This is a genomic window from Streptomyces olivaceoviridis (assembly GCF_014650115.1).
Taxonomy (GTDB): domain Bacteria; phylum Actinomycetota; class Actinomycetes; order Streptomycetales; family Streptomycetaceae; genus Streptomyces; species Streptomyces olivaceoviridis.
In genome coordinates this window covers 12,528-27,054 of the sequence record NZ_BMUI01000003.1, presented here as the reverse complement: position 1 = coordinate 27,054, position 14,527 = coordinate 12,528, and the positions used below count along the sequence as shown (strand labels likewise).

The 14,527-nt window shown below is 74.4% G+C and carries 10 protein-coding genes; 5 read left to right on the top strand and 5 right to left on the bottom strand.

Going from position 1 to position 14,527, the window contains the following annotated elements; genetic code table 11:
* Window positions 1–3: 3 nt before the first annotated feature.
* The gene (locus tag IE273_RS06600) at window positions 4–759 is read right to left on the bottom strand and encodes a TIGR03089 family protein (protein WP_189814211.1); all 756 of its coding nucleotides are present in this window, start codon (window positions 757–759) and stop codon (window positions 4–6) included.
* Between the two features lie 111 nt (window positions 760–870).
* Between IE273_RS06600 and IE273_RS06595 the strand changes: the two genes are divergently transcribed.
* Together IE273_RS06595 and manB are read left to right on the top strand one after the other, a co-directional pair.
* A complete protein-coding gene (locus tag IE273_RS06595; protein WP_189814611.1) occupies window positions 871–2,388 on the top strand; it encodes a peptidoglycan recognition protein family protein in 1,518 nt (505 codons plus the stop codon).
* Between the two features lie 155 nt (window positions 2,389–2,543).
* The gene (gene manB / locus IE273_RS06590; protein WP_189814210.1) at window positions 2,544–3,626 is read left to right on the top strand and encodes a mannose-1-phosphate guanylyltransferase; all 1,083 of its coding nucleotides are present in this window, start codon (window positions 2,544–2,546) and stop codon (window positions 3,624–3,626) included.
* Between the two features lie 363 nt (window positions 3,627–3,989).
* On the opposite strand, the gene IE273_RS06585 is transcribed toward manB, so the two are convergent.
* The 4 genes from IE273_RS06585 to IE273_RS06570 form a co-directional block, all read right to left on the bottom strand.
* On the bottom strand, window positions 3,990–5,012 hold the full coding sequence (locus IE273_RS06585) for a DNA-3-methyladenine glycosylase family protein (RefSeq protein ID WP_189814209.1): 1,023 nt from the start codon (window positions 5,010–5,012) through the stop codon (window positions 3,990–3,992).
* 112 nt (window positions 5,013–5,124) lie between these two features.
* On the bottom strand, window positions 5,125–6,450 hold the full coding sequence (locus tag IE273_RS06580) for a coenzyme F420-0:L-glutamate ligase (protein WP_189814208.1): 1,326 nt from the start codon (window positions 6,448–6,450) through the stop codon (window positions 5,125–5,127).
* On the bottom strand, window positions 6,447–7,406 hold the full coding sequence (gene cofD, locus IE273_RS06575) for a 2-phospho-L-lactate transferase (RefSeq protein ID WP_189814207.1): 960 nt from the start codon (window positions 7,404–7,406) through the stop codon (window positions 6,447–6,449). The genes IE273_RS06580 and cofD overlap by 4 nt, the downstream gene beginning before the upstream one ends.
* 34 nt (window positions 7,407–7,440) lie before the next feature.
* Window positions 7,441–7,995 carry a cysteine dioxygenase gene (locus tag IE273_RS06570; protein ID WP_229887109.1) on the bottom strand — a complete coding sequence of 185 codons (555 nt, stop codon included), beginning with the start codon at window positions 7,993–7,995 and terminating at the stop codon, window positions 7,441–7,443.
* 689 nt (window positions 7,996–8,684) lie between these two features.
* Here IE273_RS06570 and IE273_RS06565 point away from each other — a divergent pair.
* The 3 genes from IE273_RS06565 to IE273_RS06555 all read left to right on the top strand — a co-directional run bounded on the left by IE273_RS06565 (window position 8,685) and on the right by IE273_RS06555 (window position 14,441).
* Window positions 8,685–8,948 (top strand): WhiB family transcriptional regulator, encoded by a 264-nt coding sequence (locus tag IE273_RS06565; RefSeq protein WP_003975777.1) that lies wholly within the window; start codon window positions 8,685–8,687, stop codon window positions 8,946–8,948.
* Window positions 8,949–9,144: 196 nt separating this feature from the next.
* A complete protein-coding gene (locus IE273_RS06560; RefSeq protein ID WP_229887108.1) occupies window positions 9,145–12,936 on the top strand; it encodes a glycosyltransferase family 2 protein in 3,792 nt (1,263 codons plus the stop codon).
* Window positions 12,933–14,441 (top strand): DUF5719 family protein, encoded by a 1,509-nt coding sequence (locus IE273_RS06555; RefSeq protein ID WP_189814206.1) that lies wholly within the window; start codon window positions 12,933–12,935, stop codon window positions 14,439–14,441. Before IE273_RS06560 ends, IE273_RS06555 begins: the two co-directional genes overlap by 4 nt.
* The last annotated feature ends 86 nt before the right edge of the window (window positions 14,442–14,527 follow it).

The following is a 14,527-nucleotide window of genomic DNA, read 5'->3' as shown; positions in this document are numbered from 1 at the left end:
GACCTAGCGCAGCACCGTGGTCACCCTCTCGCTCTCCACCCGCTTGGCGAGCGCCTCCTCGTCCAGCCGGTCCAGGTTCCGGCACAGCACCACCGACCCGCCGACGGCCAGCGGCGAGAAGAGCCCCGCGCTCAGCCCCTCCCAGGTGTCGTACGGCAGCCCCGACAGCAACCGTGACCCGGGACCCGTGAGCCCGAGCGCCCCCGCTTCGGAAGCGGCCCGCTCGACGACCTCGGCCCCGCTGAACTCCCGCCCGGCGACGATGAGCGCCGGCTCCTCCGGATCCACCGGGGCGAACGGGGCGAACCGGTCGCCCTGACCCGGGACTTCCACGGCGTAGTCGATGAACCCGGGAGGAGTCTGCGGGAAACGCCCGCCCAACGGCCGCAGCGCCAGCGCCACTCGCTCACCGGTGCAGGCGCGCGCCGCGTCGAGCGAGTCCGGCCCGCTCACGACGACGTCGGCCGCCGCCGGGTCCCCGGCGACGTCCGCGACCGCACCCACCGACGAACAGGCCAGCAGCCACACCGCCGTCTGCCAGTGCGCGGGCAGCAGCACCGCGACCCGGTCGCCGGGTCCGGCGGCGAGGTCGCCCTGGAGGAGGTTGGCGGTCTTGGCCACCCAATTGGCGAAGGTGGCCACGGACAGTTCGACGCGCTCGCCCGTGGCGTCGTCGTAGAAGGTCACCAGCGGGCGGCCGGGATCCGCGGCGAGTGCGGAAGTCAGCAGGTCGGCAGGGGTGCGATCGGTGGCGTTCACCCGGGACAGGGTACGCGCGGGCGCGCGTGCGCGGCGGGCGGTGGGGCCACCGGTTCGGCGGAACGTCTCCCGACAGGCCGTCAGTTCATGGATGGACAGATATGTATGGCTATGTCCAAGATCATGCACATGCGTGGATTCCTCACCTCCTGTCCTGGCGTCTCCCCGCTCGCCACCTGTTCGATCGGCCTCACCTTCGCCACGGCCCTCGCGCTCGCTCCCGCCGCGCCCGCGACCGCCGCGACCGCGCCCGCGACCGCCGCGACCGCGCCCGTCTCCGCCGCGACCGCCGCGACCGCGCCCGTCTCCGCCGCGACCGCTGCGACCGCCGTGACCACCGCGACCGGCTGGGGTCAGGCCGCGGTCCCGGGCAGCACCCGGTCGCTGCCGCTCGTCCCGCTCTCCCGGGAGCGGGTCCTCGGCGGAGCCCCGGAACAGGGGCTGTACCGCACCGGCCTCGACCGGTTCGCGCTGGTCGGCGTGGTCTGGGACGACCCGGGCACCGAACTGCGGGGACAGGTGCGGGTGCGCACCCGGTCCGCCGTGACGGGGCAGTGGTCCGGCTGGCAGGACGTCGAGGCGCACCACGCCGACCACGGCGCCGACCCGGACACGGAGGAGGGCTCGTCCCGGCGGGTGCGCGGGGCGACGGCGCCGCTGTGGGTGGGGGACTCCGACGGTGTGGACGTGCGGGTGCGGGCGGCCGGGCCGGGCCGCGGGGACGGCACCGGGCTCCCGTCCGGGGAGCGGGCCGGCGGTCCGGGGGCGTCGCTGCCGCCGGGGCTGCGGCTGGAGTTGGTGGATCCCGGGGGCGGCCAGGGCCGGATGACCGGTGAGGGGCTGCCCGGGAACCCGCGCGGCGACGACCCGCCCCGTACCGCCCTGGACACGGAGGCCGCGCTGGCCGCCTCGGCCGCCAACGCGGACATCACCGGGTTCGGCGCCACCGCGATCCCGGAACGGGACCGGTCGGCCACCGAACAGGAGCTGACCCGCCTCCAGGGACCGGTGCGGGGGAAGCCGTACATCGGGCCGCGCCCGCGGATCGTCACGCGCCGGGGCTGGGGCGCGGACGAGTCACTGCGCGAGCGCGGGTTCGTCCACACGAAGAAGATCAAGGCGGCCTTCGTCCACCACACCGCCACGGGCAACGCGTACACCTGTGCCCAGGCCCCCTCCGTCATCCGCGGTATCTACCGCTACCACGTGAAGAGCATGGGCTGGCGGGACATCGGCTACAACTTCCTCGTCGACAAGTGCGGAACCCTCTACGAGGGCCGGGCCGGGGGCGTCGCCAAGGCGGTGCTCGGCGCGCACACCCTCGGGTTCAACACCAACAGCATGGGCATCGCGGTGATCGGCACGTACGGCGCGACCAAGCCGTCGAGCGCCGCGGTGAAGGCCATCGCCCGGCTCACCGCGTGGAAGCTCGGGCTCTATGGGGTCGATCCGAGGGGAAAGACATATCTCACGTCGGGCGGTGGGAATCTCTACCCCAAGGGGAAGAACGTACGGCTGAACGTGATCTCCGGCCATCGCGACGGGTTCGCCACCGAGTGCCCCGGCAAGCGGCTCTACGCCAAGCTCGGCACGGCCCGCTCCAGCGCGGCGGGCTACCAGGGGCGCTGAGGCCCGAGCGGGGGCGGTCGGGGGAAACCGCACGCCGATCTCGCGGGACACCGCGCGGCCATCGAGGGCGTCGTCGCACGGTCTGCATACACTGACCGGCCGAAACGAGTGTGACGAGTAGTTCGGCCGGTCCCGGCAGGAAGCAGAGACGACAGGTGACAGAAGCGATCCTCCTGGTCGGCGGCAAAGGCACCCGGCTGCGGCCGCTCACGGTGCACACACCCAAGCCGATGGTCCCGGCCGCCGGGGTGCCGTTCCTCACCCACCAGCTGGCGCGGGCGCGAGCGGCGGGCGTCGAGCACATCGTCCTCGCCACCAGCTATCTGGCCGAGGTCTTCGAGCCGTACTTCGGCGACGGCTCCGCGCTGGGCCTGCACATCGAGTACGTGACGGAGGAGGAGCCGCTCGGCACGGGCGGAGCCATCCGCAACGTCGCCGCCCGACTGCACTCCGGCCCCGACGACCCGGTGCTGATCTTCAACGGGGACATCCTGACGGGGCTGGACATCAGGGCCCTCGTGGACACCCACGAGTCGACGGGCGCGGACGTCTCGCTCCATCTGACGCAGGTGACGGACCCGCGCGCCTACGGGCTCGTGCCCACGGACGGGACCGGCCGCGTCCTGGCCTTCCTGGAGAAGCCGCAGACGCCGGAGGAGATCGTCACCGACCAGATCAACGCGGGGGCGTACGTCTTCCGCCGCTCGGTCATCGACACCATCCCGGCGGGCCGCCCGGTGTCCGTGGAACGCGAGACCTTCCCCGGCCTCCTGGCGGCCGGCGCCCATCTGCAAGGCATGGTCGACTCCACCTACTGGCTGGACCTCGGCACCCCGGCCGCCTTCGTCCGCGGCTCGGCCGACCTGGTCCTGGGCCGGGCCCCGTCCCCGGCGGTCCCCGGCCGCTGCGGCGACCAGCTCGTGCTGCCGACGGCCACGGTGGCGCCCGACGCCAAGCTGACGGGCGGCACGGTGGTGGGCGAGGGCGCGTTCGTGGCGCAGGGCGCGCGGATCTTCGGCTCCACGATCCTGCCGGGCGCCGTCATCGAACCCGGCGCCGTCATCACCGACTCCCTCATCGGCACCCGCGCCCGCGTCGGCGAACGCTCCGTCCTCACCGGGACGGTCATCGGCGACGGGGCGATCGTGGGCGCCGACAACGAGCTCCGCGACGGCGCGCGGGTCTGGTGCGATGCCCGGATCCCGGCGGGAGCGGTGCGTTTCTCTTCCGACCAGTAGAGGGCACCCGGAGCCTCGGCCGCCGCCCATGGAGGTACGCCCCCGGACCCCCGTCGCCCAGGGGGCCCACCCGCCGGATGCCGTCGACTGGCCAGGGGCCCCACCCGCCGGATGCCGTCGGCCCGCCAGGGTGCAAGCCGCCGGAGGTCGTCCGCGGCCCGTGGTGGGTCACCCGCGCAGTTCCCCGCGACCCTGGGGAACTGCACCGCCGTCGGCCGCACAGTGCCGTGCGCCGTTCTACGGCCAGCCCCGTACCCGTGTAGCTGCGGGCAGTCGTGCCGCTGCGGGTGGGCTGGGGGTCCCTCCGGGAGAGGCACCCCGCCGGCGCCGGCAAGCGAGGCCGGTTGCCCAGACCGCGCCGGGTCACAGCAACCCGATGTCCACCCGCCGCATCTTCGGCTTACGTCGCGCCGGTACGTGCCCGCTCAGCAGGATCAACCGAGCCGCCCGATGCCGCTGCCCGGCATACGGCTCAAGCAAGCGCAGCATCTCCGCATCGTCGGCCTCCCGGTCCCCCGCCAGCGCCCACCCCACGATCCCGGGCAGATGCAGGTCCCCCACGGTCACCGCGTCCGCCGCCCCATGACTGCGCTGCACCACTTCCGCCGACGTCCACGGCCCCACCCCCGGCACGACCTCCAACCGCGCCCGAGCCTCGTCCGCCGGCATCCCCACCGCCTGCTCCAGCCGCGCAGCGACCCGTACGGCCCGCAGAATCGTGGACGCCCGCTTGTCGTCGACCCCGGCCCGGTGCCACTCCCACGACGGAACCAGCGCCCAGGTCCGCGGCTCCGGCATCACCCACATCGGCCGCTCGCCGACCCCCGCGGGGCCCGGCGCCGGCTCCCCGAACCTCCGGACGAGCCGCCGCCACGCCCGGTACGCCTCGTCGGTGGTGACCTTCTGCTCCAGCACGGACGGGATCAGCGACTCCAGCACCAGCCCGGTCCGGGTCAGCCGCAGCCCCGGCCGCCGGTGCCACGCCAGCGCGACCAGCCGGTGCCGCGGCACGAACGCCTCGGGATCGTCACCGGCACCGAGCAGCTCCGGCAACTGCTCCAGCAGCCACGCGGCACCCGGCCCCCACGCCTCGCCGAGCACCTCATCGCCCTGCGCCCGCACCCGCAGCGTCCCCGGCCCGGCGGGCGTACGGCAGGCCCGCCACACGGAGCCGTCGGCCGTGGCCCGGAACGTCGGGTCGGCGGGACCGCGCCGCAGCGGCCCGAGGGTCAGCCCGAGGTCCAGCGGCCCCTTGGGCACCCACCGCCGTACCCGCGCGGGCGCGACCGCCTGCCGTGGTATCCCGGCGGCGGCCCCCGCGGGCACGGCGACATGCCCGCCGCGCACGGTCGTACGCGTGGGCCGCTGGGGGAAACGTCCTGCCACGAAGGGGTTCCTATGAGTCCGAGGGGTGCGGTGCCGTGCCGGTGCCGTCTACGAGACTAGGCGCTCGACGCGTCACCGGTGCCGCCCCGGAGCGGACCGGGCCGCGTCGAACTCACCGCACCTCCAGGAACGCCCCCGCGTCCCGCTCGGGCCGCGGTCTCGGCTCCTCCGCCGGGTGACCGACCGCCACCGCGCCCATCGGATCCCAGTGCGCCGGCAGCCGAAGCACCTCGCGCACCACGTCCCGGCAGAACATCGTGGACGACACCCACGCCGAGCCCAGCCGCTCCCCGGCCAGCGCGACCAGCAGGTTCTGCACGCCCGCGCCCATCGCGACGACGAACATCTCCCGCTCGGCACCGTCCCGCCGGGCGTCGCCGTAGGTGTGCGAGCCGTCCATGACGAGGCACGGCACGACCAGGTACGGGGCGTTGCGCAGCACGTCACCGCGCCGGATCCGCTTCGCGACGGACTCCTCGCTCTTGCCGTCCCGGCGCAGGTCCTCGATCCAGGCGTCCCGCATCGCGTCGAGCAGCCGTACCCGCGACTCCTCCGACTCCAGCAGCACGAACCGCCACGGCGTGGTGTGGTGCGGGGCGGGCGCGGTGACGGCGGCGGCCACCGCGCGCCGGACCGCGCCGGGGTCCACCGGCTCGTCGGTGAACGCCCGCACGGTGCGGCGCTGGGCCACGGCCTCCCGCACGGCCTCGGAGGTGCCGAGCCGGAACATGTCGTCCCGCGCGCCGCGCACCAGGGCCCGGGCCCCCTCCCCGTGCTCGTCGGCCACGGTGTGGGGCAGCCCGCGCACCACGGCCACCGGCAGGCCCGCCGCCTTGCCCTTGACCAGATCACCGGCGGCGGCCAGCTCGTCCGCCGTGGCGACGACGGTCGCGCTGAGCGGGTTGCCGTACCCGTCCGTGCCCCCGCGCAGGTCGTCCAGCACGCGCACCCCGGCGGCGCCGATCGCGACATCGGTGAGCCCCGCGCGCCAGGGCCGCCCGAACGTGTCACTGACGACGACGCCGACGTCGACGCCGAGGGCGGCGCGCAGGCCGGCCCGGATCGCGCGCGCGGACGCGTCCGGGTCCTCGGGCAGCAGGAGCACGGTCCCGGCGGGAGTGTTGGAGGCGTCGACCCCGGCGGCGGCCATGACCAGGCCCTGCCGGTTCTCCACGATGCGCAGCGGGCCGCGCCGGGCCACGACCCGGACCGTCTCGGCGTCGATCGCGGCCTCCCGGTCGGCCGCCCGCACGACCCGGCCCTCGGCCTTGGAGACGATCTTCGAGGTGACGATCAGCACATCCCCGTCGGCCAGTCCCGGCTCGGTCGCGGCGATCAGCTTGGCGAGGTCGTCGCCCGGCCGCACCTCGGGGATGCCGGGCAGGGCCCAGACGCGGTACCCGGGCCGTCCGGCCCCGGCGGACGCCGTGTCGCTCACGCCCCCCGCACCTCCTCGGCCAGCGCCAGCGCCTCCCGTGCCATCCGCGCCGCCGCGTCCACGTCGGTCATCATCAGCGGTACGGCCCGGCAGCGGATGCCGTCCGCCTCGACCCGCTCGACCGCGCCCGCGTCGACGGTGTCGACCAGCCAGCCGTCCAGCAGCCCGGAGCCGTAGTGCTCGGCGACCGCGGCAGCCGTGGACTCCACGCCGACGGCGGCCAGCACCTTGTCGGCCATGCCGCGCACGGGCGCGTCGCCGACGATCGGGGACAGGCCGACCACGGGCACGCCCGCCTCGGCGATGGCCTCGCGGATGCCGGGCACGGCGAGGATCGTGCCGATGGACACGACCGGGTTGGACGGCGGGAAGAGGATCACGTCCGCCTCGGCGATGGCCTCCAGCACGCCCGGGGCCGGTTTGGCCTGCTCGGCGCCGACCGGGACGACCGCCCCGGCCGGGACGGAGGCCCGCAGCCGCACCCAGTACTCCTGGAAGTGGATCGCCTTGCGCTCCCCGTCCAGCTCGACGGCCACGTGCGTCTCGACGCGGTCGTCGGTCATCGGGATCAGCCGCACGCCCGGCTTCCAGCGGTCGCACAGCGCCTCGGTGACCGCGCTCAGCGGATAGCCGGCGCCCAGCATCTGCGTCCGCACGATGTGCGTGGCGAAGTCCCGGTCGCCGAGCCCGAACCATTCCGGGCCGACGCCGTAGGCCGCCAGCTCCTCCTTGAGGTGGAAGGTCTCGTCCGTCCGCCCCCAGCCCTGCTCCTCGTTGATGCCGCCGCCCAGCGTGTACATCACCGTGTCCAGGTCCGGGCAGACCTTGAGCCCGAAGAGGTGGATGTCGTCGCCGGTGTTGCCGATGACCGTGACGTCCGCGTCCGGCACGGCCCGCTTCAGACCGCGCAGGAAACGGGCACCGCCGATGCCGCCTGCCAGAACCACAATGCGCATGGGAGCAAGTCTCGCAGGCCGGTCCGACAACGCGTCAGGCAGTCACCGGACGCGCCCCGCCGTGCGCCTCGCCGTGCGCCTCGTCGTGCGCCTTGTCGCGCGCCTTGTCGCGCGCCTCGCAGTGGGGAGAGGTGTGCATGGGCATCTCGGTCAGGCCGGGGTAGTACACGTGCAGGCTGACCGCCGGTTCCAGCGCGTCGTTGACGACCTCGTGGACGTAGCCCGGCGCGAACACCCGCTGCGCGCCCGCCGACAGCGCGTGCGTGCCGCGCTCGGTGCGTTCGGTGAGGGTGCCCTCCAGGACGGTGAGGACGCCGGACGAGCGCCCGTGGTCGTGCCGCCCACTGCCCTGCCCGGGGACCCAGGACAGCAGCCACACCTCGTAGCCGGGGCCGGTGCGCAGCCGGTGGTACCAGCGGGTGGTGGCGTCGTAACGGACGAGGTGCGCCCACTGGGCGCGGTCGGCGGCGATCGAGCGGGCGAGGCCCGCGAACTCGGCGACCGTGGCCGGGTGCTCGCGCGGCGGCTGGAGCAGGTGCGGGACTTCGAGGATGTCGCCGGCGATCTGGAGGTCGTTGTCGCTGTTCATCGGGGTTCGGTGGTCCTCGGTGAAGAGTGGGGGGCTGGAGCCGGGGTGTGGTGCTGGGTGACGCGCACGGTCCGCCCGGGTCACGGGCGGGCGGGGTGCCCTGGATGAGGGATCACGAAGCGTGGAGACGCGGCCGGGCCGGGATGGGCTCGGGGACAGCCGGAGCGGCTTGGCTCAACAGCTGGAACAGCAACAACAGCTACAGCGCGCGCGGGCGGCACCGAGGGACCCGGCGGTGCGGGTCGAGGTGGGTGCCAAGTTCGCGAGCATGCCCACTAGGACATCGGTTCACACCCGCACTGTCAACTCGACGCCCGGTATGTGGGACATGTTTCACCTCATCCGGTTCATCTGAAAAGTGAAAGGTTTGCTCACCGGGGGGTCGGGACACATGGGGCACATCCGAGCGCTTGAGCTTCGCGGAACGGGATCGAACGCGGAGGCGTCCTTCTCCGTACAGAGATCTGTACGGGGTCGTGACCGCCCCCCGGGGTCCTGCTGCGTGTCAAGGTTTATGCCGATTTGAACACTTTCCGCACGGCCTTGGTTCCGCAGAGTGAATAACGGACCCAATAGCAGATCTCGGCTTGACTCGCCCGGAGCAGCACACTTGTAATTTCACTCGTGTCGTTCAGCCGAAATCGGTAACGGCTACGCACGGGGACGCGAAAGACAGACGAGGGGCGCACATGACCGAGCTGGTGCAGCAACTGCTGGTCGACGACGCGGACGAGGAACTCGGCTGGCAGGAGCGCGCGCTGTGCGCCCAGACCGACCCCGAGTCCTTCTTCCCCGAGAAGGGCGGCTCCACCAGAGAGGCCAAGAAGGTCTGCCTCGCCTGCGAGGTCCGCTCCGAGTGCCTCGAATACGCCCTCGCGAACGACGAGCGCTTCGGCATCTGGGGCGGCCTGTCCGAGCGGGAACGCCGCCGTCTGAAGAAGGCCGCCGTGTGACCGTACGGCCGGCCACCAACGTCGCGAACGGCCCGTCGCCAGTGGGTTATCCACAGGCGGCGGGCCGTCGTCATGGCCAGCCGATAGTGTGGTCGCTCGTCCGAGACGCCCCGCTGTCCCGACGCAGTCGATCCGCTCGACGCACGGGGAGGCGCAGGCGTCCACCGCAGTCCATCGAACCGGGGCCCGTACCTCGATGTCCGTGCACAGCCATACGGCAGCCCAAAGCGGCACCGCCACAGCAGCGTTCGACCCAGCCCGCCCGCCCGAGTTCCCGCGTCATGTGGTGACCGCGGTCCTCGTCTCCCACGACGGCGCCCGCTGGCTGCCCGACGCGCTCGCCGGGCTGCTCGGCCAGGAGCGCCCCGTCCAGTACGCGGTGGCCGCCGACACCGGCAGCGCGGACGACTCCGCCCGGCTGCTCACCGACGCCCTGGGCGACGCCAATGTGCTGCACCTGGCCCGCCGTACCGGCTTCGGCCAGGCCGTGGAGGAGGCGAGCCGCACCGCGCCCCTCCTCACCCCGGAGGACCTGCCGTACCTCAAGCGCCCCAGCGGCTGGGACCCGGTCACGCGCAGTTGGCGCGACGACGCCTACGACCTGCCCGAACTGCCGCACGGCGAGCCCATCCAGTGGCTGTGGCTGCTGCACGACGACTGCGCCCCCGAACCCGACGCCCTCGCCCAACTGCTGCGGGTCGTCGAGAACGAACTCGAACTCGGCCGCACCGACGTCGCGGTCGTCGGCCCCAAGCTGCGCGGCTGGTACGACCGCCGCCAGTTGCTGGAGGTCGGCGTCTCCATCGCCAACTCCGGCCGCCGCTGGACCGGCCTGGACCGCCGTGAGCAGGACCAGGGTCAGCACGACCACGTCCGCACCGTGCTGTCCGTCTCCACCGCCGGCATGCTCATCCGCCGCGACGTCTTCGAACAGCTCGGCGGCTTCGACCGCCGGCTGCCGCTCATGCGCGACGACGTCGACCTGTGCTGGCGCGCCCACACGGCCGGCCACCGCGTCCTGGTCGCCCCCGACGCCGTCGTCCGGCACGCCGAGGCCGCCTCCCGCGAGCGCCGCACGGTCGACTGCGCGGGCCGCACCACCGCCTCCCCGCACAAGGTCGACAAGGCGGGCGCCGTCTACACCCTGCTCGCCAACACCCGTACGGCCGCGCTGCCCTGGGTCCTGCTGCGGCTGCTCCTCGGCACCGTCCTGCGCACCCTCGCCTACCTCGTCGGCAAGGTCCCCGGCCAGGCCGTCGACGAGATCCGCGGCCTGCTGAGCACCCTGCTGCGGCCCGAGCGGATCATCGCCGCCCGGCGCAGCCGCGGCCCCGCCCAGATCGACAAGGGGGAACTGCGCCAGCTGTTCCCGCCGCCCGGCGCCACCATCCGGGCCACCGTGGAGCAGATCGCGGGCAACTTCTCCAGCGGCACCGACGGCGACACCGCCTCGGCCGGCCGGCACGGCGGCGCCGTGGAGTCCGGGCCCGGCGGCGACGACGCCGAGTTCCTGGAGGTCGAGCAGTTCGCCCGGCTCAAGCGGATCGCCCGCAGACCCGGCCCGGTGCTCTTCCTCGCGCTGCTGCTCATCTCCCTCGCCGCCTGCCGCGCCCTGCTCGCCGGCGGCGCGCTCGCCGGCGGCGCCCTGCTGCCCGTCCCGGCCGGCGCCGGCGACCTGTGGTCCCGCTACCTGGACGCCTGGCACCCGGTCGGCGTCGGCGGCAGCCCGTCCGCGCCCCCGTACCTGGCGATCGTCGCCACCCTCGCCTCGATCCTGTTCGGCTCCACCGGACTCACCGTCACCGTCCTGCTCGTCTGCTCGGTGCCGCTCGCCGGGTTCACCGCCTACTTCGCCTCCCGGCCCCTGGTCACCTCCCGGCTGCTGCGTGCCTGGGCGGCCATCGCCTACGCCTTCCTGCCCGCCACCACCGGCGCCCTGGCCGGCGGTCGCATCGGCACCGCCGTCCTCGCCGTGCTGCTGCCGCTCATCGCCCGCGCGGGCATCGCCGCGAGCGGCCTGGCCGGCCGCGCCGGCACGCGCGGCAGCTGGCGCGCCACCTGGGCGTACGCGCTGCTGCTGACCGTCACCACCGCCTTCACCCCGATCGTCTGGCCCATCGCCTTGCTGCTCGGCCTCGGCGTACTGGTGCTGCGTCGCCGCGACCTCGTCGCCCACGGCCTGCGCTTCCTCGCCCAGCTCGGCACCCCGCTGCTGCTCCTCGCCCCCTGGTCGCTGACCCTCCTGCCGACCGGCTTCTTCCAGGAGGCCGGCCTGGAGTACGGCCCCTCGGCCGCCTCCGCGCTCGATCTGCTCGGCGCCGCGCCCGGCGGCCCCGGCACCGTGCACGGCCTGATGCTCATCGGCATCGTGCTCGCCGCGCTCGCCGCCCTGCTGCGCTCCGAGCGGCAGCTGGGCATCCGCACCGCCTGGGCCGTCGCCCTGACCGGCCTCGTCTTCGCGGTCCTGTCCAACAAGTCCGCCTGGGCCGGACCGGCCACCCTCGTCTACGGCATCGCCCTGCTGGCCGCCGCCGCTCTCGGCGCCGACGGCGCACGCGCGCGCGTTGCCGAGCAGAGCTTCGGCTGGCGCCAGCCGGTCGCCGCCCTGATCGCCTTCGCCTCGGCCGCCGGCCCGCTGCTCGTCGCCGCCGGCTGGATGATCCGCGGCGCCGACGGTCCGCTGGAGCGCCGCGACCCGGCCCAGGTGCCCGCGTTCGTCGCCGAGGACTCCAGCGGCGGCGATCAGGCCCGCACCCTGGTCCTCGACAGCGACTCCACCGCGCGCGTGCGCTACACCCTGGTCCGCGGCTCCGGCGCCCGCATGGGCGACGCCGAACTCACCGCCGCCGACGGCGGCAACGCCCGCCTGGACAAGACCGTCGCCAACCTCGTCGCCGGCTCGGGCGCCGACCAGGCCGACGAACTCGGCGGCTTCGCCGTGCGGTACGTCCTCGTCCACAAGGGCGCCCCGCGCGACATCACCCGCGTCCTCGACGCCACCCCCGGCCTGGCCCGGCTCAGCCAGCAGAACGGCAGCGCCCTGTGGCGCGTCGACCAGGAGGTCGGCCGCGCGGCCATCGTGCCCGCCTCCGGCTCGGGCAAGGCCCAGCCGGTCACCGCGGGACCGGTGGAGATCCACACGACGATCCCCTCCGGCTCCGGCAGCCGCGTCCTGCGCCTCGCCGACAGCGCCGCCGAGGGCTGGACGGCCACCCTCGACGGCAAGCCGCTCACCCGGACCACGGTCGACGGCTGGGCCCAGGGCTTCCAACTCCCCTCCGGCGGCGGCAGGCTGGACGTCACCTACGACGCCCCGATCGCCCACACGGCCTGGCTCCTGGCACAGGGCGCGCTCGCCGTCGTCCTGGTCGTCCTCGCCCTGCCCGGCCGCCGCCGCGACGTCGACGACGACCTGCCCGAGGAGCAGCCCCTGCCCGTCCAGGCCACCGCGGGCGAGGGCCGCCGCGCCCGCCGCCTGCGCGCCCAGGCGGAGGAGACCGCCGCCGAGGAACAGCCCGGCACGCCTCAGCCCGAGCAGGCCCCGGCCGCCGTGCCGCACCAGCAGGCGTACGACATGGGGGTCCCCCCGGCCGAGCGGAACGAGGACTGGGGGAGCGACTCGGCCACCTACGGGCACGCCGAGACCGCCGGGCACGCCGGGTACGCCGAGTACGCCGGGTACGGCGCGGACCCGTACGGGACCGCCACCGGCTACGACCAGCAGCCGTACCAGCAGTCCGACCCCTACCAGACGGCCCCGTACGACCCGTACGGCTACAGCGGCACCTCCGACCAGATGCCGTACGACCCGGCGGCCTACCAGCAGGGCTACGACCCGGCCTACGACGCCGCCCAGCAGAGCTATGACCCCGCCCAGCAGGGCTATGACCCCGCCCAGCAGAGCTATGACCCCGCCCAGCAGGGCTTCGACCCGGCCCAGCACCCCCACGGCACCGGCAGCCAGCGCCCCGACGGGAGCCAGCAGTGAACCGCACCACCCTGTCTCTGATCGCCGGCACGGCCGCGCTGGCCGCCGTCACCGCGTTCGCCGCGATCGACTCGCCGTCCGCGTCCGGCGCCGCCGCGCCCCAGGCGGCGGCCCGGCTGCCCGTGGAGCGCACCAGCCTGCTGTGCCCGGCGCCGAGCACGTCGGACGTCGCCGACACGGCCTACACGTCGTTCACGCCGGTCACCGAGGGCGCCGGGAGCGGCGGCAAGGCCCGACTCCAGGCGGCCGTCGGGCAGTCGGCCGACGGCACGGACGGCGGCAAGGGCGGCAAGGGCGCCGGGAAGAAGTCCGACGAGCCGGTGCTCACCCCGAAGGCACCGGGCACGCCGGCCACCGGAGAGATCTCCGGTGCCGACGCGCCCGCGCTCGTCGGCACTGCGGACGGCAGGTTCGCGTCCGGCTGGACCGTCCAGGAGACCACCGAGGTCGCCGTAGGCAGCGGCCGGGGCCTGCTGGGCGTCAACTGCACCGGTGCGGACACCGAGTTCTGGTTCCCGGGCGCCGGCACGGCCGCCGGCCGCACGGACTACGTCCACCTGACCAACCCCGACGACTCCGCCGCCGTGGTCGACATCGAGCTGTACGGCAAGGACGGCGCGATCAAGTCCCCGCTGGGCGAGAACCTCACCGTCAAGCCGCACGCGAGCGAGCCGATCCTGCTCTCCACGCTCACCGACGAGCGGCAGACCGACCTGACCGTGCACGTCAGCGTGCGCAGCGGCCGGGTCGGCGCCGCCGTGCAGGCCCTGGACGACAAGGAGGGCGGCGACTGGCTGGCCGCCGCCGCCGACCCGGCCGGCAGCCAGGTCCTCCCCGGCATCCCGAAGGACGCCACCGACGTCCGCCTGATCGCCTTCGCCCCCGGCGACGACGACGCCGACCTGAAGATCCGCCTGGCCTCGCCCAGCGGTCTGATCACCCCGGCCGGCAACGAGACCCTGCACGTCAAGGCCGGCATGACCACGGCGGTCGATCTCGGCGACGTCACCCGTGGCGAGGCCGGTTCGCTGTTCCTCACCCCCACCGACCAGAGCGTCCCGGTCGTCGCGGCGCTCCAAGTGGTGCGCGGCAAGGGCGACAAGAAGGAGACGGCGTTCATCCCGGCCACGGCCGCCGTCGGCACGCGCGCGACCGCGGCCGACAACAGCGCGAAGGGTACGACGCTCGCCCTGACGGCCCCCACCGGCACGGCCACCGTCAAGGTGACGGCGTCGGCGGGCAGCGAGGGCGGGACGGCGGTGACCAAGACGTACACGATCAAGTCCGGCACCACCCAGAACGTCGACGTCCCCGTCCCGTCGGGCCTGAAGGGCACGTACGCCCTCACGGTCGAACCCGTCTCCGGCGCCCCCGTCTACGCCTCCCGCACCCTCGCGGCCACCGAGGGGGGCGTCCCCGCCTTCACCGTCCAGACCCTCCCGAACGACCGCGGAACGGTGTCGGTACCGACGACGGAGCAGGACCTGTCGATCCTCCAGAAGTGAGGGGCCGGGGCGGCCGATCGGCGGTGAGGGCCGGGGCGGCCGATCGCCGTCGGGTGAACCCGCCCCGTTCCGCCCCGCCCGGCACC

What these genes read in the sequence shown, in the direction of transcription:
- IE273_RS06565 (WP_003975777.1), top strand. Translation starts at nt 8,685, where the DNA reads ATGACCGAGCTGGTGCAGCAACTGCTGGTCGACGACGCGGACGAGGAA.
- IE273_RS06570 (WP_229887109.1), bottom strand. Translation starts at nt 7,995, where the DNA reads ATGAACAGCGACAACGACCTCCAGATCGCCGGCGACATCCTCGAAGTC.
- IE273_RS06595 (WP_189814611.1), top strand. Translation starts at nt 871, where the DNA reads ATGTCCAAGATCATGCACATGCGTGGATTCCTCACCTCCTGTCCTGGC.
- cofD (WP_189814207.1), bottom strand. Translation starts at nt 7,406, where the DNA reads ATGCGCATTGTGGTTCTGGCAGGCGGCATCGGCGGTGCCCGTTTCCTG.
- IE273_RS06560 (WP_229887108.1), top strand. Translation starts at nt 9,145, where the DNA reads ATGTCCGTGCACAGCCATACGGCAGCCCAAAGCGGCACCGCCACAGCA.